Genomic DNA, 23,420 nt, shown 5'->3' on the forward strand with positions numbered 1-23,420 from the left:
ATGCGGGTTGACGGAACCCGTTATGCCGGCAGCCTAGTCGGCGTCTTCACTTATTAAAGGGGGCTCCGGGCTGGCGGTCGAAGGCGGGGCCCGAACGGTCGCCCTTTCTTCGCGAGCGGCTCGCAACATTCCCGCGACTCACAAAAACGCGCCGGTCCCGAAGGCCTGGTCGTCGCGCCGGCGGATCAGTTCAACAACCCAGTCACGCGCGGCAGCCAGAGGGCGAGGCCGGGAAAGGCGAGGACCAGGGTTATGCCAAGCACTTGGAGCAGCACGAAGGGCACGATGCCGCGATAGAGGTGCGTCATGTCGAGCGGGGCCGGCAGGATGCCGCGCATGCAAAACAGCGTGAAGCCGAAGGGCGGCGTCAGGAACGAGGTTTGCAGGTTGACCGCCAGCAGGATGACGAACCAACTCAGGAAGACGAAGGGCCCGCCCGGGCCGACGTGGGCCGAGAAGTCGAGGCCCTGGAACAGCGGCCCGAATACGGGAAGCATGATCAGGCTGATCTCGATCCAGTCGTCCGGCCTTTGGCCGTGGATTTTCTTGGGAATCCGCCCTGGTCCCTCTCCCCCTTCCCCGCACGCGGGTCGCATGCTCCGCGGATGCGCGTCTCCCTTGACAGGAAACGCCGAACGAGTATTTTAAGTTGTGAAAAACTACTGTCAATCATCTCTCAAAGTATGAAAAACCTGTTGGATCAAAGCCGTACCGACGGTTCCGCGACCCACCAATCGCTCGGACGCGGCCTGCGCATCCTCGAGGCGGTATCCGCGCGCGGCGGCGTCAGCAGCCTGGTCGACATCTCCCGGCGGACCGGGCTGCACCGTTCGACCACCCATCACCTTCTGCAAGCCCTCGTCGGCATGGGCTACCTGCACCAGGATCCGTCGTCGCGCGGCTACGAGCCGGCGGCCCGGCTGTTCCGCCTGACGGGGCGCACCTGGACGCCCGAGCAGCTGGGCGAGATCGCCCAGCCCTATGTCGCCGAGCTGACCCGGCGCAGCGAGGAGGGATCGAGCCTCGCCGCCTACCACGACGGCGGCATCACCATCGTCGCCAAGCGCGACCCCGACAGTCCGGTGCGGGTGGTGCAGGATCTCGGCACCCGGCGCGCCATCCATGCCACGGCGGTGGGAAAGGCGATCTTGGCCTGGCTGCCGGCGCCGGAGCAGGCCGGCTATCTGAAGGGCGCTCCGTTCGAGCGGTTCACGCCGCGCACCCTCATCGAGCGGGCGGCGCTGGAGGCCGATATCAAGCGTATCCGCGCCACCGGCTGCGCCATCGATGACGAGGAGCACATCGAGGGCATCCGCTGCGTCGCGGCGCCGGTGTTCGGCTATTCCGGCCACGTCGTGGCCTCGCTGTGCGCGCTCGGCCCCAAAAGCCGCATGACGCGCCGCAAGCTGCGCGACCTCAGGGCTCCCCTGTTCGCCCTCGCCCACGCCCTCTCCGAGCGCCTGGGCTGGGAGCCCGGCGAGGGAGTCGACTGATCCCGGCTGGGAGCCGGAAACATTCTGTTACCATTTTCCGGGTCCCCCGACACACGCGACCGCTTACAATGGCCCCAGCGCCGTCAACGGCGATGCCGAACCGTTTCCAACGGCAAGAGCAAGGGGAGGAAGCCCATGGCGCGATCGCCGCTCCGCCAGTATTCGGCCGTGACCGTCTTTTTCGGATTCCTGGCCCTCGCCCTGTCGGGGCTGGTCATGCTGCTGACGCCCGGTGGCGGCGGCCAGCGGGGGTTCGGGCGAACGGTGGGCTTCCTGGGAATCAGCCGCCATGACTGGCAGGAATTTCACGAAATCGCCGGCATCGTCTTCCTGATCGCCGCCCTCGTCCACCTGGCCTGCAACTGGCGCGCCCTCATGCGCCACCTCGGGCGGGGAGGGGCGACCTCCCGCCTCGCGTCCAAGGACGAGTCCCTGCGGTAAGGGTCAGTGGGCGCCGGTGGCGACGGCCAGGGCTTCGGCCACGGCCAGTTCGGCCTCGGCGGCGGCCACGTCCTCGTCGCTTCCCTGGGCGCGGGTCAGGGCATCGCGCGCCCTGCTCAGCCGCTCGGCGGCGGCGGCGTCATCGATGTCCTCCACCGCCTGGGCCTCGTCGGCCAGCACGGTGAAACGGTCCTCGGCGACCTCGGCGAAGCCGCCGGCCACGAAGATGCGCGACGTGATCTTGTCGCCCTGGTAGATGTCGACGACGCCCGGACGCAGGGTCGAGAGCAGCGGCGCATGGCCCGGCAGCACGCCGAAATTGCCGTCGCCGCCCGGCACCACCACCAGATCGGCCTCCTCGGCGGCCAACACCCGCTCGGGCGTCACCAGTTCGAATTGCACCCGTCCGGCCATGATCCTGGGCTCCCTTCGCCGCCGCTTACGCGGCCTCGGCGGCCATCTTCTTGGCCTTGGCCACCGCGTCCTCGATGGTGCCGACCATGTAGAAGGCGGCCTCGGGCAGGTGGTCGTAATCGCCGGCGATGATCCCCTTGAAGCCCTTGATGGTGTCTTCCAGGTTGACGAAGACGCCGGGGAAACCGGTGAACACCTCGGCGACGTGGAAGGGCTGCGAGAGGAAACGCTGGATCTTGCGGGCGCGGGCCACCGTCTGCTTGTCCTCCTCCGACAGTTCGTCCATGCCGAGGATGGCGATGATGTCCTGCAGCGACTTGTAGGTCTGCAGGATCCGCTGCACCTCGCGGGCGGTGTCGTAGTGTTCCTTGCCGACGACGCGCGGATCGAGCACGCGCGAGGTCGAATCGAGCGGGTCGACCGCCGGGTAGATGCCGAGCTCGGAGATTGCGCGGCTCAGCACCGTGGTGGCGTCGAGGTGGGCGAACGAAGCGGCCGGCGCCGGGTCGGTCAGGTCGTCGGCCGGCACGTAGATGGCCTGTACCGAGGTGACCGAGCCCTTCTTGGTCGAGGTGATGCGTTCCTGCAGCGTGCCCATGTCGGTGGCCAGCGTCGGCTGATAGCCGACGGCCGACGGGATGCGGCCCAGCAGCGCCGACACCTCGGAACCCGCCTGGGTGAACCGGAAGATGTTGTCGACGAAGAAGAGCACGTCCTGGCCCTCCTCGTCGCGGAAGTATTCGGCCAGCGTCAGGCCGGACAGGCCGACCCGGGCGCGGGCGCCCGGCGGTTCGTTCATCTGGCCATAGACCAGCGCCGCCTTCGAATTCTTGCCCTCGATGTCGATGACCCCCGATTCCATCATCTCGTGGTAGAGGTCGTTGCCCTCGCGGGTCCGCTCGCCGACGCCGGCGAACACCGAATAGCCGCCGTGCGCCTTGGCGATGTTGTTGATCAGTTCCATGATGACGACGGTCTTGCCGACGCCGGCGCCGCCGAACAGCCCAACCTTGCCGCCCTTGGGATAGGGTTCGATGAGGTCGATGACCTTGATGCCGGTGGTCAGGATCTCGGTTTCCGTCGACTGTTCGACGAACAGCGGGGCCGGCCGGTGGATGGGATAGCGCTGCTTGGTATTCACCGGGCCGCGCATATCGACCGGGTCGCCGACCACGTTGATGATGCGCCCCAGCGTCTCGGGCCCGACCGGCACCGTGATCGGCCCGCCGGTATCGACCACTTCCTGGCCGCGCACCAGACCGTCGGTGGTGTCCATGGCCACGGCGCGCACCACGTGCTCGCCCAGGTGCTGGGCGATTTCGAGGACCAGCCGGTTGCCGTGGTTGTCGACGTGGAGCGCGGTAAGCATCTCGGGAAGCTCGCCGGCGAAATGCACGTCGACCACGGCGCCCATGACCTGGGTGATGGTCCCGACGTTGTTCTTTTTCATGGCTCGGACTCCTGCTCGACAGTCCCGGCCACCGGCCCTAGATGGCTTCGGCGCCGGAAATGATCTCGATCAATTCCTTGGTAATGACGGCCTGGCGCGTGCGGTTGTAGGTCAGCGTCAGGGCATCGATCATCTCGCCCGCGTTGCGGGTGGCGTTGTCCATGGCGGTCATCCGCGCGCCCTGCTCGGAGGCGTAGCTTTCAGTCAGCGCGTGGTAGAGCTGCACGGCGAGGTTGCGCGGCACCAGGAGATCGAGGATTTCCTCCTCGCTGGGCTCCAGGATGTACATGGCGCGCGGACCGCCGGCCGTCTTGGCGGCGGCGTCCTCTTCGGGCGCTCCCGCCGCGAAGGGAACGATGCGGCGCACCGTCACGTGCTGGGTCATCGCCGACTGGAAGCGGTTATAGACCAGCGTGCAGGCGTCGAACTCCTCCCGGGCGAACATCGCGGCCAGGCGCGCCGCGAGGGTGCTTGCCGTCTCGAAGCGCACGACGTTGCGGGTCAACCCCTCGACGGTGTCGACGATGGCGTCGCGGAACTGGCCGCGCAGGGCGTCGCGGCCCTTCTTGCCCAGGCACAGGATCTTGACCGTCTTGCCCACGGACCGGAGTTCGCGAACCCTGCGGCGCGTCTCGCGCACGACGCTGCCGTTGAAGCCGCCGCACAGGCCGCGGTCGGCGGTGACGGCGACGATCAGGTGGGTCTCGTCCTTGCCGCTGCCGGCCAGCAGTGGCGGCACCGGCGCCCCCTCCGGCAGGCTCCCCACGAATTCGCCAAGCATGCGGGTCATGCGCTCGACGTAGGGCCGCGAATCCTCAACCGCCATCTGCGCGCGGCGCAGCTTGGAGGCCGCCACCATCTTCATGGCCGACGTGATCTTCTGCGTCGAGCGGACGCTATGGATGCGGATTCTCAGATCCTTGAGATTGGGCATCGATCCTGCCTTTGCGCCGTCGCGGCCCCTGTTCCCCCGGCCTTACGAAAAGCTCTTGGCGAAGTTGCCGATGAAGTCGTCCAGCCTCTTGGCCGTCTCGTCGGAAAGCGCCTTCTCGGTACGGATGGTCTTGAGGATGTCGGTGCCGGTGGCGCGCACCGATTCGAGCAGCGCCGCCTCGAAGCGGGTGACGTCGCCGACGGCGATCTTGTCCAGGAACCCCTTCACGCCGGCGTAGATGGACACCACTTGGTCTTCCACCGGCATCGGCACGAACTGCCCCTGCTTCAAGATCTCGGTCAGCCGGGCGCCGCGTTCGAGCAACCGTTGGGTCGAGGCGTCGAGGTCCGAGGCGAACTGCGCGAAGGCCGCCATCTCGCGGTACTGCGCCAGCTCCAGCTTGATCGAGCCGGCCACCTTCTTCATCGCCTTGCTCTGGGCCGCCGAGCCGACGCGGCTGACCGAGATGCCGACGTTCAGCGCCGGGCGGATGCCCTTGTAGAACAGTTCGGTTTCCAGGAACATCTGGCCGTCGGTGATCGAGATCACGTTGGTCGGGATGTAGGCCGAGACGTCGCCGGCCTGGGTCTCGATGACGGGGAGCGCGGTCAGCGAGCCGCCGCCGTTCTCGTCGTTCATCTTGGCGGCGCGTTCCAGCAGGCGCGAATGCAGGTAGAAGACGTCGCCCGGATAGGCCTCGCGCCCCGGCGGGCGGCGCAGCAGCAGCGACATCTGGCGATAGGCCACGGCATGTTTCGACAGGTCGTCATAGAAGATGACGGCATGCATGCCGTTGTCGCGGAAGAATTCGCCCATGGTGCAGCCGGCATAGGGGGCCAGGAACTGCAGGGGCGCCGGCTCCGAGGCGGTGGCGGCGACGACGATGGTGTAGTCCATCGCGCCGTATTCCTCGAGCACCTTGACGATCTGGGCCACCGTCGAGCGTTTCTGGCCGATGGCGACATAGATGCAATAAAGCTTGCCCTTCTCGTCGGTCGCCGCCTCGTTGATGCGCTTCTGGTTGATGATGGTGTCCAGGATCACCGCGGTCTTGCCGGTCTGGCGGTCGCCGATGATCAGCTCGCGCTGGCCGCGGCCGATCGGGATCAGGGCGTCGATGGCCTTGATGCCGGTCTGCATCGGCTCGTGCACCGAGCGGCGCGGAATGATGCCCGGCGCCTTGACGTCGACCACCCGGCGTTCGTCGGAAACAATGGCGCCCTTGCCGTCGATGGGCTGGCCCAGGGCGTCGACCACGCGGCCCAGCAGGCCCTTGCCGACCTCCACATCGACGATGGCGCCGGTGCGCTTGACGACGTCGCCTTCCTTGATGGTGCGGTCGTCTCCGAAGATAACGACGCCGACGTTGTCGGCCTCCAGGTTGAGGGCCATTCCCTTGATGCCGCCCGGAAACTCGACCATCTCGCCGGCCTGCACCTTGTCGAGGCCGTAAATGCGGGCAATGCCGTCACCGACGGTGAGCACCCGTCCGACCTCGGCGACCTCGGCCTCGGTATCGAAATTGGCGATCTGTTCCTTGAGAATGGCGGAGATTTCCGCGGGACGGATGTCCATCACCCAATTCCCTTCATGGTAAGGCGTAGCTGTTGAAGTTTGGTGCGAAGCGAGCTGTCGACCATGCGCGAGCCGACCTTGACGACGAGTCCGCCCAGCAGGGCCGGATCGATCCGCCGGGAGAGAACGATATCGCCGCCCACCGCCTTCTTGAGGGCGGCGCGAAGACCTTCGGTCTGCGTCTCGGTCAGTTCGCGGGCCGACACCACCTCGGCGGCGGTTTCGCCGCGCGCCATGGCAAGCTGGGCCAGAAAGGTATCGATCACCGACGGCACGGCAGCCAGCCGCCGGTTGCGGGCGAGCACGCCAAGGAAGCGGCGGGTCAGGTCGTTAAGGCCGGCCCGGCCGGCCAGCGCCGCGATGGCCTTGCCCTGGTCGTCGCGGCCCACCACCGGCGAGCGGAGAAGCCTGCGCAGGTCTTCCGACCCGGCGATCAACTGGCGCACCTGCCGAAGGTCGTTCGCAATGACGTCGAGCCGCCCGTCGGCCGCGGCCAATTCGTAAAGCGCCATCGCATAACGATCGGCTACGCCCGCCGTACTTGAACTTTCGGCAGCCACTAGTTGTTTCCCCGGACTGTTTTCCCAGTCGTCATCGTGTCACGAAGGCCGTCGCCCCCCAGAGCAACCCAACGCCTCCATATGGCAAACTCGCCCATTTTGGCATTTGGCCGCGGTTGATCTAGCATACCCATGGTGGAGGTGCAAGGCGATGGCGCATCGAATATGCGACGAGATGGAAGTCCCCGGTAGATAGGTGCGCCGGTGCCGATGACAACCCCGCCGACGGCCGGGCTTGGCACTTTTTTCAACCCGATCCGGGCACGCCCGACGCGCCTATTCCGACTTTGCGATCCGATGGTATGCTGCCGGCCGTCATAGAAACAGGCCGGCTACCCGGCCTCACCGGAAGGACTCGTTGACCGTGACCAATCGCCACGAACGCCGCAAGCAGACGAAAGGAACAAAAGCCAGTGGCGCGGCGACATCCGCCGCGGTGGCCGAGCGGATCGGTAACGTCGTCGCCCTGCTGCGATCCGGCCAGATCGACCACGCCGAACGGCTGTGCCACGAGGCGCTGCGCATCGATCGGCGACATCCCGACGCCCACCATCTTCTCGGCTTCATCGCCTTGCAGCGTGGCGACGCCGATGGCGCGGTGGCGTGCGTCCGTCGCGCCATCGCCGTCGCTCCCGATTTCGTCGAGGCCCACAACACCCTGGGCGCCGCCTTCGCGCATCTCGGCCGCCACGCCGACGCGGTGGAGTCATACAAGCGCTCGCTCCGCCTGCGGCCGGACTACCCGCCGACGCTCGGCAACCTGGGCATCGCCCTCGTCGAACTCGACCGGTTCGACGAGGCGGAGGCGGCGCACCGCCGGGCCGTCGAGTTGGACCCGGCGGCGCCGGTCGCCCACACCAACCTCGGCAATACCCTGCGCGCGGCGGGACGCCTGGAAGAGGCCGCGGCGGCCCATCGCCAAGCCATCGCCCTCGACCCCCGCTCCGCGGCCGGCCACAACAACCTGGCACTCGTGCTCCACGAACTGGAACGGCTGGAGGAGGCCGAGGCGGCGTTCCGCCAGACCCTCGCCCTGCAACCGAACCATTCCCGGGCATGGAGCAACCTGGGCACCCTCCTTTACGACCAGCAGCGCTTTGACGAGGCGGCGGACGCCCACCGGCGGGCCATCGGCCTCGACCCCCGGTACGCCGAGGCGCGAAGCAACCTGGGGCTCGCGCTGCAGGCGCTTGGCAATATGACCGGCGCCGCCAACGCCTATCGCGAAGCCATCGCCATCGACCCGCGTTTCGCCTCCTCGGCGCTGAACCTGGGCATCGTTCTTCGTCACGGCGAAACCGAGGTCGTCGTCGCCGCGCTGGAACAAGCCATTCGGGCCGAACCGACCAATGTCACCATCCTTTACAACCTCGGGCTGATGTTGCATTGGCTCGGCCGGCTGACGGACGCCGTGACCTACTATCGCCAAGCCGTCGCCGTTGATCCTTCGAACGCCAACGCCTGGTCCGGCCTGGCGGAGGTTTCGCTGTGGAGCGGGCGGTTGGAGGAGTCGATGGCCAGCCATCTGCGGGCTACCGAACTGGCCCCCGAAATTCCGGCCATGCTGTCCGCCCGGCTGATTTCCCTGCAGTACGGACCCGGCGTCACCGCCGCGGCACTGCTTCGCGAGCACCGGATCTGGGACACGCGGTTCGGCCGCGTCCCGGTGCCCGTCCCGACCAACCGCCGGGACCCCGAAAAACCCCTGCGGGTGGGGTTCGTCTCCGCCGATTTCGCCCGCCACCCCGTCGGCTTCTTTGTCCTCAAGCTGCTGGAAAATCATGATTCCAGGGCGTTCATCGCCGTCGGCTACAGCGTCGATCGCAGCCCCGACGCCATCACCGAGCGGCTTCAGGCGGCAGCCGACGAATGGCACGAAATCCGCAACGAGACGGACGCCGGCCTCTTCGAGCGCATCCGGTCCGACGGCATCGACATCCTGTTCGACATGGCCGGGCACACCAGCCAAAACCGGCTGTCCTGCTTCGCTTGCAAGCCGGCCCCCATCCAGATCAGCTGGGCCGGCTACGTCGGCACCACCGGTCTCACCGCCATGGACTACCTGCTGGCGGACCGCCATCACGTGCCGGCCGGCGAGGAGGCCCACTACGGCGAGCGGGTACTGCGGATGCCCAACGGTTACATCTGCTACGCGCCGCCGGACGACGCACCCGACGTCGCGCCGCCTCCCTCCAAAGCCAACGGCTTCGTCACCTTCGGCTGCTTCAACAACCCGGCCAAGATCAACGACCCCCTGCTCGACGCCTGGGCGGAGATCCTGGGAAGGCTGCCGGGATCGAGGCTGTTCCTCAAGTATCAGGAAATGGACGATCCCATTACCCGCCAACGGGTCATCGAGCGGCTGGAGGAGCACCGCATCGAGAGCGCGCGCCTGACTTTCGAGGCGCGCTCTCCCCACACCGAGCTGCTGGCAGCCTATGGCCGGGTCGATGTCGCGCTCGACACCTTCCCCTACGCGGGCGGTCTCACCACCTGCGAGGCGCTGTGGATGGGGGTTCCGGTCGTCACCGTCACCGGTGCTACCTTCGCCGGCCGTCATTCGACCAGCCACCTTTCCAACGTCGGCCTCACCGAAACCATCGCCGCCGACGTGCCGGGATACGTCGCCACCGCCGTCAGCCTGGCCAACGACCTGGATCGTCTGGCCGACCTGCGGGCCACTCTGCGCGAACGGATGGCGGCCTCGCCGCTGTGCGACGGACCGCGCTTCGCCCGCGACTTCGAGGCCGTCATGCGCGGTATCTGGCAGACGTACTGTGCGGAAGGCCGGCCGGAAACCGCTTAAAGGAAGCTGTAAGGATCGATGTCGACCGTCACCCGGGCGCCGCCCGGCACCTTGACGCCGGCCAGCCAGCGGCGCACGTAGGCCTGAAGGTTGACCGTCTTTTCCGCCTTGACCAGGAAGCGCCGGCGGTGGCGGCCGCGCAGCAGGGCCAGCGGCGCCGGGGCCGGGCCCAGCACCTCGACGCCGGACTGGCGGGGCGCGGCGCGCGCCAGTTCGCGGGCCAGGGCGTCGACGCGGTCCTCGTCGGCGTCGGCCAGGATGAGGGCGGCCAGCCGGCCGAAGGGCGGCATGCCGGCGGCCCTTCTTGCCTCGGACTCGGCGGCGAAGAAGCGGTCGCGTTCGCCCGCCGCCAGCGCCGCGATCACCGGGTGGCCGGGAACGTAGGTCTGCACCACCACGTGGCCGGGGTCGACGCCGCGCCCGGCCCGGCCGGCCACCTGGTAGAGAAGCTGGTAGGTGCGCTCGGCGGCACGCAGATCGCCGCCGGAGAGGCCGAGATCGGCATCGACGACCCCGACCAGGGTGAGCAGCGGAAAATGATAGCCCTTGGCAACGATCTGGGTGCCGACGATGACGTCGACCTCGTGGGCCTCGATGGCGCGGATCAGCGCCTCGGCGGCACCGGGGCCGGTCAAGGTGTCGCTGGCCGCCACCGCCCGGCGCACCCCGGGGAAGAGGGCGTCCACCTCCTCGGCCAGGCGCTCGACGCCGGGGCCGCAGGCGACCAGGCTGTCCGGCGCCGCGCAGGACGGGCAGAGGGCCGGCGCCGTGGCGAAATAGCCGCAGTGATGGCATTGCAGGCGCGGCGTCCCGTTGCGGTAGCGGTGCTCGACCAGCCAGGCGGTGCAGCGCGGGCACTGGAAGCGATGCCCGCAGCGCCGGCAGAGGGTCAAGGGCGCGTAGCCGCGGCGGTTGAGGAACAGCATGGCCTGGCCGCCGGCCGCGAGCGTGGCGGCCATCGCTTGGCGCAGCTCGGCCGACAGCCAGCGGTCGGCCGGCAGCGTCTGGGCACGCATGTCGACGACGGAAATTGTGGGCAGGCTGGCCCCGGCGTGGCGGTTGGGCAGATGGACGCCCCCATAGCGGCCGACCTCGATGTTGGAAAGCGTCTCCAGCGACGGCGTCGCCGACACCGGCACCACCGGGATGTCGCCCAAGCGGGCCCGCACCACCGCCATGTCCCGCGCGTTGTAGACGACGCCATCCTCCTGCTTGAAGGCGGCGTCGTGCTCTTCGTCGATGACGATGAGACCGAGCTCGGGATAGGGCAGGAAAAGGGCCGAGCGCGCGCCCACCACGACGCGCGCCTCGCCCGTCGCCACCGCCCGCCAGGTGGCGCGCCGCCGCGCCGGCGAGAGTTCCGAGTGCCATTCGGCCGGGGCCACCCCGAAACGGGCCGTAAAACGTCCCAGCCACTGGGCGGTGAGCGCGATTTCCGGCAGCAGCACCAGGGCCTGGCGGCCGCGGGCCAGGGCCTCGGCCACCGCCTCGAAGTAGACCTCGGTCTTGCCCGAGCCGGGCACGCCGTCGAGCACGGTTACCGAAAAGCCGCCCTCGGCGACGCGGCGGCGCAGTTCGGCGGCGGCCGGGCCCTGGTCGGCCGACAGGTCGGGCCCGGGCCGGGCCCAGTCGGGCACCGCGAAGGTGGGCGCCGGCGGCAGCTCGACCCGCTCGATGACGCCGGCCGCCACCAGCCCGGCCAGCACCGACGGGCCGACCCCGGCCTCGCGGGCCAGTTCGGCGGCGGCGCGCGCCGGCCCCTCGGCCAGCAGGTTGACGACTCGCCGCCGGGCGCGGGTGAAGCGCACCTCGGGGGCGTGCGGCGCCATGCCATAGCCGACCACCTGGGCCGGCGGCGTCAGGGCGTCGGGCACGCTCATCGCCATGCGCAGCACGGCGCCTTGCGCCGACACCGTATAGCGGGCCACCCAGTCGACAAAGGCGCGACTGACCTCGGGCAGCGGCGGCGCGTCGAGTCGGCCCGCCACGTCCTTGAGGCGGGCTTCCTCGATGCCGCCCGCCGCCTCGCCCCACACCACGCCGACGCGCGGACGTCCGCCCAGCGGCACCGAGACGAAATCGCCCGCCGCCGCCGCCAAGTGGGGCGGCAGTCGGTAGTCGTAGGGCCCAGCCAGCGGCAGCGGCAGCAGAACGCTGATCCGCCGCGCCGCACCGGGCGAACTGGCGCCAGGAATCGGCATGGGCTACACTCTAGCGGCGACGGGCCGGACGGCCCAGGGGGAATGAGGGAGAAGCGATGAGCGCGTTCGTCGACCGGGGGCCGGCATGAGCGAGCAAGCCAAGCCGAGCAGGGCCAAGGACGGGCAGGCGCCTACCGGCGACGGACCCGGGGCCGGCGACGTCGCCCGCTACCTGCAGGGCAATCCGGATTTCTTCCTCGGCCGCGAGGCGCTGCTGGAAGCGATGACGCCGCCCAAGCGCTGGACCGGCGACGCCGTCGTCGACATGCAGAAATACGTGCTGGATCGCCTGCGCGGCGAGCTCGACGCCTTGCGCCGCGACGCGCTGGAGGTCATCGAGACCAGCCGCGGCAACATGTCGAGCCAGGCTCGCGTGCACGCCGCCGTGCTGGCGCTGATCGAGGCGCCCGATTTCGACGGCCTCGCCCACGTCATCGCCGACGACCTGCCGCTGCTGCTCGACGTCGACGTTGCCACGCTGGGCTTCGAGCCGGCCGGCAAGGCGGCGCCGATGCCGCCCGCCGCCCCGCTGCGCGAGTTCAAGCCGGGCACGGTCGAGGCGCTGTTCGGGCTCGACCGCCAGGTGATCCTGCTGGGCGAGGTCGGCGACGACGGCACCATCTTCGGCGCCGCCGCCGGCTTGGTGCGCTCGGCCGCGCTGGCCCGCTTACGGTCCGGGCCGACGACGCCGACCGGCATCCTGGCGCTGGGATCGCGCGACAAAACCTTCCAGCCCGGCCAGGGTACCGAACTGGTGGTCTTCCTGGCCCGCGTGGTGGAGACCTGCATCCTGCGATGCCTGGAAAAGCCGGACTGATCCGTTTTCCCGCCGAACCGGCGGTGGTCGCGGCCATCGAGGCGTGGCGGTCCTGGCTTGCCGATGAACGCCGCGCCTCGCCGCACACGCTGGATGCCTATGGCCGCGACATGGCGGCCTTCCTCGCCTTCGTCGCCGGACACCTGGGCTTCCCGCCCGGCCTGCGCGATCTGGAAACGTTCGGCGCCGCCGATTTCCGCGGCTGGCTGGCCCGGCGCGCCGGCGACGGCCTGTCTCGCGCCTCGACCGCGCGGGCCATGTCCACCGTGCGCGGCTTCTTCCGCTTCATGGACCGCCGCGGCGGCCTGCACAACCCGGCGCTGGCCGTGGTGCGCACCCCGAGGCTGGCCAAGTCGGTGCCCAAGGCGCTGGAGGTGGCCGACGCCCTGGAAACCGTGCAGGCGGTCGCCGGCTTTTCCGACCAACCCTGGATCGCCCGGCGCGACGTCGCCGTGCTGACGCTGCTCTACGGCTGCGGGCTTCGCATCGGCGAGGCCCTGTCGCTCAATCGCGGACAGGCCCCGGCGGGCGACACCCTGATCGTCACCGGCAAGGGCAACAAGCAGCGCCTGGTGCCGGTGCTGCCGGTGGTGAGGGAGGCCATCGACGCCTATCTCACCGCCTGTCCCTATGGGTTGGAGGCCGAGGACCCGCTGTTCGTCGGCGCCCGGGGCAAGCGCCTGACGGCGCGCGTCGTACAGCTTCGCATGCGGGACGTGCGCCTGATGCTGGGCCTGCCGGAAACGGCGACGCCGCACGCGCTCCGCCACAGCTTCGCCACCCACCTGCTGGCCGGCGGCGGCGATTTGCGCACCATCCAGGAACTGCTGGGCCACGCCTCGCTGTCGACTACCCAGCGCTACACCGATGTCGACTCGGCCCGCCTGATGGCCGTCTACGCCGCCGCCCATCCGCGCGCCAAGGGCTGATCAGGACACCTTCTGCCGCCCGAGGATGGCCAGGGCCAGCGGGCCCAGGGCGGCCACCGCGCCCATGGCCAGGAAGGCCAGGCCCCAGGAGGTGGGCGACAGTCCTCCGCCCGAGGCGTCCAAGACCATCCCGAACACCAGCGGCCCGAAGGAAGAGCCGATGAAGCCCAGGCAGGCGTGCACCGCCATGGTGGCGCCGCGATGGCCGGGCGGCGCCACGGCGACGACGCCGGCGGTGATCGAGGCCGAATCGCCGGTGACGGTGGCGCCGTACAGAAGGCACAGCACGACCAGCGGCGGGAACGGAAGGACGGCCGCGAAGCCCAGCACGGCGGCGATGGCGGCGGAGGCCAGCATGACGGCGGCGATGATCTTGATGCGGCCGGCCCGCACGGCGGCCTCGTTGCCGAGCACGCTGGCCGGCATGCCGATCAGGGTGAAGACGGTGGCGATCAGGGTCGCGCTCCAGCCCGGGCCGCCGCCGGGGTTGACGCCCTGGGCGAAGACCAGGAAGACGACGATCCACGAGCGCGCCGCGAACAGCTCGAAATTGTGCACCGTGTAGGCCAGCACATAACCCATGGCCGGCTTGCAGGCGAGCACCGGGCGGAAATCCAAAAGCCGGCTCTGCGGCGCAGCCAAGCCGGCCGGATCGTCGGCCGGCACGCCCCAGGCGACAAGGCCGGTGGCCAGCAGCGGCCCCAGGGCGCAAAGCCCGAACGCCCAGCGCCAATCGAGCCACCCGGCCAGGAAGCCGGCGATCAGGAAGGACAGCGACCAGCCGATCGAGAAGTGCGAGGCATAGAAGGCGACGCCCCGGCTCTGGGCCCGGCCCGTCAGCCGGTCGCCCAGGATCTTCATGCCCGGCATGTAGGTGCCGGCCAGTCCGATGCCGGCGACGAAACGCAGCATCAGGGCCGACCAGAAACCGTCGGCCCAGAACGCGAAGCCGAGGCCGGCCAGCACGGTCAAGACCATGGAAATGAGGTAGATGCGCTTGGGCGCCACCCGGTCGGTGAGCGTGACCAGCACCGGCACCGCCGTCACATAGCCGCCGAAGAAGACGCCATTGAGCCAGCCGCCGTCCGTCTTGGTGAGCGTCCACAGGTCGAGGAAGCCGGGCAGCAGGGCGGCGAAGGTGGCGAAGCCCGCCATGCCGAGGACTTCGGCCAGGCAGAGGGTGACCGTGAGGCGTACCGGATGGGAAGGCGCAACCATGGCGGAATTGTTACCACCGCGTGACAGCCCTGTCGCCGGGAGAAAGCGGCGGGAACGTGCTCGTTTTTGTCGTCATGTCCGGACTTGTTCCGGTATCAGCGATTTTCGAGCGGTTTGGGGTACGATGGAGGCCAACGCGTTTTTCTTCCGTCATTGCCCGGCTCCGCCCGGGCAATCCAGCCGTCGGACTGGATACCCCGGACTTGCGCCGGGGTATGACGGTGAAACAGGCGAGCCACCGCCTCCCGCGAGGCCGCCCGAGCGTGTAGAATCGGGCCATGACCGACAAGCCGATCCACGTCTTCGCCGAGACCGTCGAGGCCGAGGCCCTGGCCCAGTTCGAAAGCGCCATGGCCGAGCCCTATGCCGTGCAGGGCGCCCTGATGCCCGACGCCCACACCGGCTACTCCCTTCCCATCGGCGCCGCGGTGGCGACCGAGGGCGTCGTGCTGCCGGCGTGGGTCGGCTACGACATCGGCTGCGGCATGTGCGCGGTGCCGACCACCTTCGCGCGGGCCGACGTGACGCGGGCCGCCAAGGCCATCTTCGATCGGATCTACCGCGACATCCCGGTCGGCTTCGAGCACAACAAAAAGGCCGTCGACTGGGAACCGCCGTCCGGCATCGAGCCGACGCCCTTCGTCAGAGACCTTCTCGACCGTCGAGCCCGCCAGGAAATCGGCTCGCTGGGCGGCGGCAACCATTTCATCGAGGTGGGCGTGGACGAGGGGGAAAGGGTATGGATCGTCATCCACTCGGGCTCGCGCAACATCGGCCACAAGACGGCATCTTATTACATGCGTCAGGCCTCGACGCTGCACACCGGCGAGGACCGGCCGCGCGAGGGTCATTACGGATTCGAAACGGGCTCGGAATGGGGCGCCCGCTACATAGCCGACATGGCCTTCTGCCTCGCGTTCGCGCTGGCCAACCGCCGCGAGATGATGGCCCGCGTGGTCGCCGCCATCGGCCGCCACGCCGATGGAGACGCCGACTGGCCGGCGCTCATCAACCGCACCCACAACCACGCCGAATTGAAGGACGGCCGGTGGATCCATCGCAAGGGCGCCACCCACGCCGAGGCCGGCATGATGGGCGTCATCCCCGGCAACATGCGCGACGGCTCGTTCATCGTCGAGGGCAAGGGCAACCCCGACGCCCTGTGGTCGAGTTCGCACGGCGCCGGACGCGTGCTCGGCCGCAACCAGGCGAAACGAACACTCAGGCTGGAGGACTTTCAGCGGACGATGATGGGCATCCAGGCGCGGGTGAAGCCGGCAACGCTGGACGAGAGCCCGGCCGCCTACAAAGACATCTTCGAGGTGATGCGCCAGCAGGAACCGCTGGTGACGGTCAGGCACCACATCCGCCCGCTGATCAACATCAAGGGGTGAGGGCCGGCTCGCCTTCGAGGTTCGCCGCGTAAACCTGCCGCCGCCGCCAGGCCCACGCCCAGACCAGCAGGCACAACAGGGCGCCGCCGGCCACCGGCAGGCGCAGGCCGACGGTTTCGGCGAGACCGCCGATGATCAGCGCCCCCACCGAGGGCGTCGCCCGCGCCGCCGTGCCGTAGAGGCTGATGACGCGGCCGCGCAATCGGGGCTCGACCGCCGACTGGATGAGGGTCTGGTTGCCGATGCCGAGCACGATGAGGGCGAAGCCCAGCGCCGCCGCCAGCGGCAGGGCCAGCCACAGGGCGTCGGTGGCGGCGAAGGCCAGCAGGGCCAGCGAGGCCGCCCCCATGGCGCCGAGCGTCACCGCGGTCATCCCCGTGGTGCCGCCGCGGCGGCCCGCCAGGAGCAGCCCGCCGCCGACCGCGCCCAGGCCAAGCGCGCTCATCAGCGAGGCCAGCGTTTCCGGGCCGCCCTGGAACACCTGCGCCGCGAAGCCGGGGAAGAGGTCGATCAGCGGGCGCGCGAAGAAGGCGGTGGAGAACAGCACGACCATCTGCATGCGGATACCGGGATGGGTGGCGATGTAGCGCATGCCTTCCAAAGTCTCGGCCGTGAACGAGGTGCCAAGCTGCGCGCGCGGCGCCACCGGCACGGCAAGCCGCTGCAAGGCCAGCGTGAAGAGGAAGAACAAGACCCAGGCGGCGACGAAGGCCCAGCCGATGCCGGCCACGACGATGATGGCGCCGCCGATGGCCGGGCCGACGAAGCGCGAGCCGTTGAAGACCATGGAATTGAGCGCCAGCCCGGTGGGCAGCAGTTCGCGCCCGATCAGGGTGAAGACCAAGCTCATGCGCGACGGCCGCTGGAAGGACAGGGTAGCGCCGCGCAGGATGGAAATCGCCAACAGAAGCCAAATCGTCATCAGTCCCGAGAAGGTGAGGGCGGCCAGTGCGGCGGAATAGAGGAGCGCGGTGGCCTGGGTGATGCGCAACAGCCGGAGGTAATCCATGCGATCGACGACGGTGCCGGCGATCAGGCCGAGAATGATCATCGGCGCCGCCTCGGCGATGGCGATGCCGCCCAGCCAGGCGGTGGATTCGGTCAATTGCCAGGTCAGCCAGCCGATGGCGATGCGCTGCACCCACACGCCGACGTTGGAGGCGGCGATGCCGGCAATGTAGAAGCGGTAGTTGCTGAGGGCGAAGAGGCGCCGGAAGGTCTCGAAATTGGCGGGCAGCCGCATGGCGACTCTCCGCCGCCGGGGGGCGGCGATCAGATGTGAATGGCCCGGCCGGCGACGGCCAGCGCCGCCTCCTTGAGGGCCTCGGCGAGGCCGGGGTGGCCGTGGGCGCTGCGCGCCAGATCCTCGGCCGAGCCGCCGAATTCCATGGCGATCACCGCCTCCTGGATGAGGTCGCCGGCCTCGGGCCCGACGATGTGCACCCCCAGGATGGCGTCGGTCTTGGCGTCGGCCAGCACCTTGACGAAGCCTTCCGTCTCGGCGTTGCAGCGGGCCCGCGAATTGGCGGCGAAGGGGAACTTGCCGACCTTGTAGGCGATGCCTTCTTCCTTCAGCACCTCTTCGGTGCGCCCGACGCCGGCCACCTCGGGCCAGGTGTAGACGACGCCGGGGATGGCGGCATAGTTCACATGGCCCTTCTGGCCGGCCAGAATCTCGGCCACCGCCACGCCCTCGTCCTCGGCCTTGTGGGCCAGCATCAGGCCGCCGATGACGTCGCCAATGGCGAAGATGCCGGGCACGCTGGTCTGGAAATCGCCATCCACCGTCACGAAGCCGCGCTTGTCCGTCGTCACGCCCAGTTTTTCCAGGCCCAGGCCCTCGGTATAGGGGCGCCTTCCGACGGCGACCAGCACGACGTCGGCGTTGAGCGTTTCGGCGCCGCCGCCGGCCACCGGCTCGGCCGTCAGCGTCACGCCCTTGGCGGACGATTTCGCCCCCGTCACCTTCATGGAGAGCCGGATGTCGAGGCCCTGCCTTTTCAGGATGCGGGCGGTCTGCGCCGCCACCTCGCCGTCGAGGCCGGGCAGGATGCGATCCAGGAACTCGACCACCGTCACCTGGGCGCCCAGGCGGCGCCACACCGAGCCCAGCTCCAGCCCGATGATGCCGGCGCCGATGACGATCAGCGACTTCGGCACGCGGTCAAGCGCCAGGGCGCCGGTGGAGGTGACGATGCGCTTCTCGTCGATCTCGATGCCCGGCAGCGGCGCCGATTCCGAGCCGGTGGCGATCAGGATGTTCTCGGCCGTCAGGGTCTGCTTCTTGCCGCCCTTGCCGGGATCGACGACGACGGTCGAGGAATCCTTCAGGCTGGCGGCGCCGACGACGCGGGTGATCTTGTTCTTCTTGAACAGAAAGTCGACGCCCTTGACGTTCTCGGCTACCACCGCGTCCTTACGCTTCATCAGGACCGCGAGATCGAGCGAAACCTTGCCGGCGTTCACGCCGTGAACAGCGAGACCTTCCGCAGCCATCGCGTAGTGGTGGGAGGATTGCAGCAGCGCCTTCGAGGGGATGCAGCCGACGTTGAGGCAGGTGCCCCCCAGGCTGGCCCGCTTCTCCACGCAGGCGACGGAAAGCCCAAGCTGGGCGGCGCGGATGGCGGCAACATAGCCGCCCGGCCCGCCGCCGATGACGATGAGATCGAACGCTGTTTCACTCATGAGACCGTTCCCCTTTTCCCTCCCGTCATTCCCGCGCAGGCGGGAATCCAGGACGACGGTCGGGACTGGACTCCCGCTTGCGCGGGAGTGACGAGACAATACAAAGGCGGTTTAAACGTCCAGCATGATGCGCGTCGGGTTTTCGATGCAGTCCTTGACCCGCACCAGGAACGACACCGCCTGGCGGCCGTCGATCAGCCGATGGTCGTAGGAGAGCGCCAGGTACATCATCGGCTTGGCCACGATCGAACCGTCGGCGAGCACCACCGGACGCTGCTGGATCTTGTGCATGCCGAGCACGGCGGACTGCGGCAGGTTGAGGATCGGCATCGAGTTGAGCGAGCCGTAAACGCCGGCATTCGAGATGGTGAAGGTGCCGCCCTGCAACTCGTCCAGGCTGAGCGCGCCGTCGCGGGCCTTCTTGGCCAGGCTGGCGATGGTGGCCTCGATCTGGGCGAAGGACAGCGCATCGGCGTCGCGCACCACCGGCACCACCAGGCCTTCCTGCAGGCCGACGGCGACGCCGATGTCGTAGTGGTTCTTATAGACGATCTCGTCGCCGTCGATGGCGGCGTTGACCACCGGGAACTCGCGCAGCGCGGTGACGCAGGCCTTGATGAAGAAGGACATGAAGCCCAGGCGCACGCCGTGCCGCTTCTCGAAGACGTCCTTCACCTGATCGCGCAGCGCCATCACCGCGCTCATGTCGGCCTCGTTGTAGGTGGTCAGCGTCGCCGCCGTGTTCTGCGAGGCCTTGAGGTTCTCGGCGATGCGCTTGCGCAGGCGGGTCATGCGCACCCTCTCCTCGCGCGGACCGGCCGGGCGCGGCGGGAACTGGGCGCCGCCCGCGGCCGGGGCCGGCGCGGCGGCCGGAGCCTTGGCGGCGGGCGCGGCGGGCGCGGCGGCCGGCTTCGGCGCCGGCGCGGCCGGGGCTTCCTTGCGGACCTCCAGGTAGGCCAGGACGTCGCCTTTGGTCAGCCGGCCGTCCTTGCCGGTGGCCGGGATGGCGGCGGGATTAAGGCCGCTCTCCTCGATCAGCTTGCGCACCGCCGGGGCCAGGGCCGCCTCTGCGGCAGCGGGCACCGGGGCCGGTTGCGGCCGGGGCGCCGGGGCCGGCTCGGCCTTGGCCGGCGGCGGCGCCTTGGCGGCGGCCGGCTTGGCCCCCCTGGCCGCGGCGGCACCCTCGGCGATGGTGCCGAGCAGCGCGCCCACCTCGACGTCGGAACCCGCCGCGACGACGATCTCGGAAAGCGTGCCGGCAGCCGGTGCGTTGACTTCCAGCGTCACCTTGTCGGTTTCAAGCTCCAGCAGCGGCTCGTCGGCGGCAACCGGATCGCCGACCTCCTTGAACCATTTGCTGACCGTGGCTTCGGTGACGGATTCCCCCAGCGTCGGCACCTTGATCTCAGTCGCCATGACTTCCCCTATACTCTTGCTCACTATGCATTTGGCCGCCCCGCCCGACCGGCGAACGGGGCGATCGAAAATCGTCGACGGCCGTTAAGCCCCCTTGCCCTTCTTTTTGGCCCCATCGCGGCGACCCGCCAGCGGTTCGGCCGACAGGGCCCGTTCCACCACCGCGGCCTGCTCCTTGACGTGGATCTTGTGCAGCCCGGTGGCCGGCGACGCCGCCTCGGCGCGCCCGACGTAAACCGGCAGCGCCTGCCGGCGCTCCAGCTCCTCGTGGATGCAGACCAGCTTGGGGAAGACGAAGCTCCACGCCCCCATGTTGGCCGGCTCCTCCTGGCACCACACCACCTCGGCGTTGGCGTAGCGGGTCAGCTGGTTGACCACCGTCTGGCGCGGCCACGGGTAGAGCTGCTCGATCCGCACCAGGGCAACGTCGTCGATCTTGGCCTCGCGGCGCGCCTGCAACAGGTCGTAATAGACCTTGCCGGTGCACAGCACGAGGCGGCGCACCTTGTCGTCGGCGACCAGCGGTTCGGACTCGGGAAGCACCCGGCGAAAGCGGCTGCCCGGCCCCATGTCGGCCAGCGCCGAGACCGCCAGCTTGTGGCGCAGCAGCGATTTCGGCGTGCAGATCACCAGCGGCTTGCGGAAGTTGCGGTGCAGCTGGCGGCGCAGCACGTGGAAATAGTTGGCCGGCGTCGTGCAGTTGACGACCTGCATGTTGTTCTCGGCGCACAGCTGCAGATAGCGTTCGGGCCGGGCCGAAGAATGTTCCGGCCCCTGCCCCTCGTAGCCGTGCGGCAGCAGCATGACCAGCCCGCACAGGCGCAGCCACTTCGATTCGCCCGACGAGATGAACTGGTCGATGATGACCTGGGCGCCGTTGGCGAAATCGCCGAACTGGGCCTCCCACATCACCAGCGAGTGGGGCTCGGCCAGCGAATAGCCGTATTCGAAGCCCAGGACCGAGGCCTCGGAAAGCGGGCTGTCCAAGACCTCGAAACGGGCCTGCTCGTCGCGGATGTGGTTGAGGGGCACGTAGCGCTCCTCGTTTTCCTGATCGACGAGAACGGCGTGGCGCTGGGAAAAGGTGCCGCGTCCGGAATCCTGGCCCGACAGACGGACCGGCTTGCCTTCGACGAGCAGCGAGCCGAAGGCCAGGGCCTCGGCGGTCGACCAGTCGATGCCCTGGCCGGTTTCGACCATCTGGCGCTTGGCGGCAAGCTGGCGCAGGATCTTGGGATTGACCGCGAAGTGTTCGGGCGGCTGGCCAAGGGCGCCGCCGACCTCGCGCAGGGTCTTGAGATCGACCGAGGTGTCCTCCTCGCGGAACTCGTCCTCGCCCTCCATGTTGACCAGGCCCTGCCAGCGGCCCTCGAACCAGTCCGCCTTGTTGGGCTTGTAGGTCTGGGCGGCGTCGAATTCGGCCTCCAGCCGCCGGGTGAAATCGGCCACCTGGGCCTCGGCCTCCTCGTCCTTCAGCACGCCCTCGCGGACCAGCTTGGCGGCATAAATCTGCCGGGTCGTCGGATGCCCGCCGATGGCCTTGTACATGATCGGCTGGGTGAAGGCCGGCTCGTCCGCCTCGTTGTGGCCGTGGCGGCGGTAGCAGAACATGTCGATGACAACGTCGCGGTTGAACTCCTGGCGGAACTCGGTGGCGATGCGCGCCACGTGGACCACCGCCTCGGGGTCGTCGCCGTTGACGTGGAAGATCGGCGCCTGGACCATCTTGGCGACGTCGGACGGATAGGGCGACGAGCGCGAAAAGCTGGGGCTGGTGGTGAAGCCGATCTGGTTGTTGACGATGAAATGGATGGTGCCGCCGGTGGTGTAGCCCTTGAGTTCCGAAAGGCACAGCGTCTCGGCGACCAGGCCCTGGCCGGCGAAGGCGGCGTCGCCATGCAGAAGCAGGCCCATGATCTGGCCCCGCTCGCGGTCGCCGCGCTCGGTCTGCTTGGCCCTGACCTTGCCGACCACCACCGGGTTGACCGCTTCCAGGTGCGAGGGGTTGGCGCACAAGGACAGGTGCACGGAATTGCCGTCGAAGACGCGGTCCGTCGAGGTGCCGAGGTGGTATTTGACGTCGCCCGAGCCCTGGACGTCCTCGGGCTTCGAGGCATGGCCCTGGAATTCCGAGAAGATGGCGACGTAGGGCTTGTGCATGACGTTGGCCAGCACGTTGAGGCGGCCGCGATGGGGCATGCCCAGCACCACCTCGCGGATGCCCAGCTGGCCGCCGCGCTTGAGGATCTGCTCGATGGCCGGGATCATCGCCTCGGCGCCGTCCAGCCCGAAGCGCTTGGTGCCGGCGTATTTGAGGTGGAGGATGTGTTCGAACCCTTCGGCCTCGACCAGGCGCTCGTGGATGGCGCGCTTGCCGCGCAGCGTGAACTGGGTCTGGTTGTGGATGCTCTCGATGCGGCGCTGGATCCAGGCCTTCTCGTCGGGGTCCTGGATGTGCATGAACTCGACGCCGATGGAGCCGCAGTAGGTTTCGCGCACCACGCGCAGGATCTCGCGCATGGTGGCCGTTTCGAGGCCTAGCACGTAGTCGATGAAGATCGGCCGGTCCATGTCGGACTCGGCAAAACCATAACTTTTGGGCTCCAGCTCGGGATGGAAGGTCTGGCCTTCCAGCCCCAGCGGGTCGAAGCGCGCGATCAGGTGGCCGCGCACCCGGTAGCTGCGGATCAGCATCAGCGCGCGGATCGAATCGAGCGTCGCCGCCCGCACCTGGCCGGCGTCGAGCCGCCCCTCGGCGGCCGCCACCGCCGGCGCCGCGAAAATGGCGGCACCGCCGCCGTTGCCCCCATTGCCGCCGTTGCCAACCGGCCGTGGCGTCCAGCTCGCCCCTCTGATCGCCTGGGCGACGGCGCGGCCGTCCTCCTCCAGGTCGCCAAAGAAGGCGACCCAACTGGGATCGACCGAGTTGGGGTTCTCCAGATAGCGGGTAAAAAGATCGGCGACGAATTCGGCGTTCAGCGGATTGATGAAGGAGTCAGCAGTCGACGACATGGTTCCTCGAAGGCGCAGTTTACCGCCGCGCCCTCTCCCTCCGTTCGGATCAGGGGGCAGCCTCGCCCCGGGTGG

General features: G+C 68.8%; 18 protein-coding genes. 6 read left to right on the forward strand and 12 right to left on the reverse strand.

What is annotated here, in order from left to right:
* Window positions 1-185 precede the first annotated feature (185 nt).
* A complete protein-coding gene (locus ODR01_RS00720) occupies window positions 186-596 on the reverse strand; it encodes a TRAP transporter large permease subunit (protein WP_316975673.1) in 411 nt (136 codons plus the stop codon).
* Between the two features lie 99 nt (window positions 597-695).
* On the opposite strand from ODR01_RS00720, the gene ODR01_RS00725 reads away from it, so the two are divergent.
* Together ODR01_RS00725 and ODR01_RS00730 are read left to right on the forward strand one after the other, a co-directional pair.
* Window positions 696-1,493, forward strand: coding sequence for an IclR family transcriptional regulator (locus ODR01_RS00725; protein ID WP_316975674.1), 798 nt, complete (start codon window positions 696-698; stop codon window positions 1,491-1,493).
* Window positions 1,494-1,628: 135 nt separating this feature from the next.
* Window positions 1,629-1,934, forward strand: a complete 306-nt coding sequence (locus tag ODR01_RS00730; protein ID WP_316975675.1) for a DUF4405 domain-containing protein — start codon at window positions 1,629-1,631, stop codon at window positions 1,932-1,934.
* 3 nt (window positions 1,935-1,937) lie between these two features.
* On the opposite strand, the gene atpC is transcribed toward ODR01_RS00730, so the two are convergent.
* From atpC to ODR01_RS00755, 5 genes are read right to left on the reverse strand one after another with little or no spacing between them, the layout of a single operon-like run.
* Complete coding sequence (atpC, locus tag ODR01_RS00735) at window positions 1,938-2,348, reverse strand: ATP synthase F1 subunit epsilon (protein ID WP_316975676.1); 411 nt, start codon at window positions 2,346-2,348, stop codon at window positions 1,938-1,940.
* A 25-nt stretch (window positions 2,349-2,373) separates the two neighbouring features.
* Window positions 2,374-3,798 carry a F0F1 ATP synthase subunit beta gene (gene atpD, locus ODR01_RS00740; RefSeq protein ID WP_316975677.1) on the reverse strand — a complete coding sequence of 475 codons (1,425 nt, stop codon included), beginning with the start codon at window positions 3,796-3,798 and terminating at the stop codon, window positions 2,374-2,376.
* 37 nt (window positions 3,799-3,835) lie between these two features.
* Window positions 3,836-4,732 (reverse strand): F0F1 ATP synthase subunit gamma, encoded by an 897-nt coding sequence (locus ODR01_RS00745; RefSeq protein WP_316975678.1) that lies wholly within the window; start codon window positions 4,730-4,732, stop codon window positions 3,836-3,838.
* A gap of 42 nt (window positions 4,733-4,774) precedes the next feature.
* Window positions 4,775-6,307, reverse strand: coding sequence for a F0F1 ATP synthase subunit alpha (atpA, locus tag ODR01_RS00750; RefSeq protein ID WP_316975679.1), 1,533 nt, complete (start codon window positions 6,305-6,307; stop codon window positions 4,775-4,777).
* A complete protein-coding gene (locus tag ODR01_RS00755) occupies window positions 6,307-6,867 on the reverse strand; it encodes a F0F1 ATP synthase subunit delta (protein ID WP_316975680.1) in 561 nt (186 codons plus the stop codon). The genes atpA and ODR01_RS00755 overlap by 1 nt, the downstream gene beginning before the upstream one ends.
* A gap of 364 nt (window positions 6,868-7,231) precedes the next feature.
* On the opposite strand from ODR01_RS00755, the gene ODR01_RS00760 reads away from it, so the two are divergent.
* The gene (locus ODR01_RS00760) at window positions 7,232-9,673 is read left to right on the forward strand and encodes a tetratricopeptide repeat protein (RefSeq protein WP_316976195.1); all 2,442 of its coding nucleotides are present in this window, start codon (window positions 7,232-7,234) and stop codon (window positions 9,671-9,673) included.
* Here the strand turns inward: ODR01_RS00760 and ODR01_RS00765 are convergent.
* Window positions 9,670-11,874: a primosomal protein N' gene (locus tag ODR01_RS00765; protein WP_316975681.1), complete on the reverse strand. Its 2,205-nt coding sequence runs from the start codon at window positions 11,872-11,874 to the stop codon at window positions 9,670-9,672. The two genes, ODR01_RS00760 and ODR01_RS00765, sit on opposite strands and share 4 nt — an antisense overlap.
* A gap of 85 nt (window positions 11,875-11,959) precedes the next feature.
* On the opposite strand from ODR01_RS00765, the gene ODR01_RS00770 reads away from it, so the two are divergent.
* Window positions 11,960-12,691: a DUF484 family protein gene (locus tag ODR01_RS00770; RefSeq protein WP_316975682.1), complete on the forward strand. Its 732-nt coding sequence runs from the start codon at window positions 11,960-11,962 to the stop codon at window positions 12,689-12,691.
* Window positions 12,670-13,620: a tyrosine recombinase XerC gene (locus tag ODR01_RS00775; RefSeq protein WP_316975683.1), complete on the forward strand. Its 951-nt coding sequence runs from the start codon at window positions 12,670-12,672 to the stop codon at window positions 13,618-13,620. The genes ODR01_RS00770 and ODR01_RS00775 overlap by 22 nt, the downstream gene beginning before the upstream one ends.
* Here the strand turns inward: ODR01_RS00775 and ODR01_RS00780 are convergent, their stop codons facing one another.
* Complete coding sequence (locus tag ODR01_RS00780) at window positions 13,621-14,838, reverse strand: MFS transporter (protein WP_316975684.1); 1,218 nt, start codon at window positions 14,836-14,838, stop codon at window positions 13,621-13,623.
* Between the two features lie 278 nt (window positions 14,839-15,116).
* Here ODR01_RS00780 and ODR01_RS00785 point away from each other — a divergent pair, with 278 nt between their 5' ends.
* The gene (locus tag ODR01_RS00785) at window positions 15,117-16,232 is read left to right on the forward strand and encodes an RtcB family protein (protein WP_316975685.1); all 1,116 of its coding nucleotides are present in this window, start codon (window positions 15,117-15,119) and stop codon (window positions 16,230-16,232) included.
* Here ODR01_RS00785 and ODR01_RS00790 read toward each other — a convergent pair.
* From ODR01_RS00790 to ODR01_RS00805, 4 genes are all read right to left on the reverse strand, one after another.
* Window positions 16,222-17,475 carry an MFS transporter gene (locus ODR01_RS00790; RefSeq protein ID WP_316975686.1) on the reverse strand — a complete coding sequence of 418 codons (1,254 nt, stop codon included), beginning with the start codon at window positions 17,473-17,475 and terminating at the stop codon, window positions 16,222-16,224. The two genes, ODR01_RS00785 and ODR01_RS00790, sit on opposite strands and share 11 nt — an antisense overlap.
* Window positions 17,476-17,504: 29 nt before the next feature.
* Window positions 17,505-18,917, reverse strand: coding sequence for a dihydrolipoyl dehydrogenase (lpdA, locus tag ODR01_RS00795; RefSeq protein WP_316975687.1), 1,413 nt, complete (start codon window positions 18,915-18,917; stop codon window positions 17,505-17,507).
* A 111-nt stretch (window positions 18,918-19,028) separates the two neighbouring features.
* Window positions 19,029-20,333, reverse strand: a complete 1,305-nt coding sequence (gene odhB / locus ODR01_RS00800; protein WP_316975688.1) for a 2-oxoglutarate dehydrogenase complex dihydrolipoyllysine-residue succinyltransferase — start codon at window positions 20,331-20,333, stop codon at window positions 19,029-19,031.
* Window positions 20,334-20,417: 84 nt separating this feature from the next.
* Window positions 20,418-23,345, reverse strand: a complete 2,928-nt coding sequence (locus tag ODR01_RS00805) for a 2-oxoglutarate dehydrogenase E1 component (protein WP_316975689.1) — start codon at window positions 23,343-23,345, stop codon at window positions 20,418-20,420.
* Window positions 23,346-23,420: the final 75 nt, after the last annotated feature.

It is taken from the genome of Shumkonia mesophila (assembly GCF_026163695.1).
Lineage (GTDB): Bacteria > Pseudomonadota > Alphaproteobacteria > Rhodospirillales > Shumkoniaceae > Shumkonia > Shumkonia mesophila.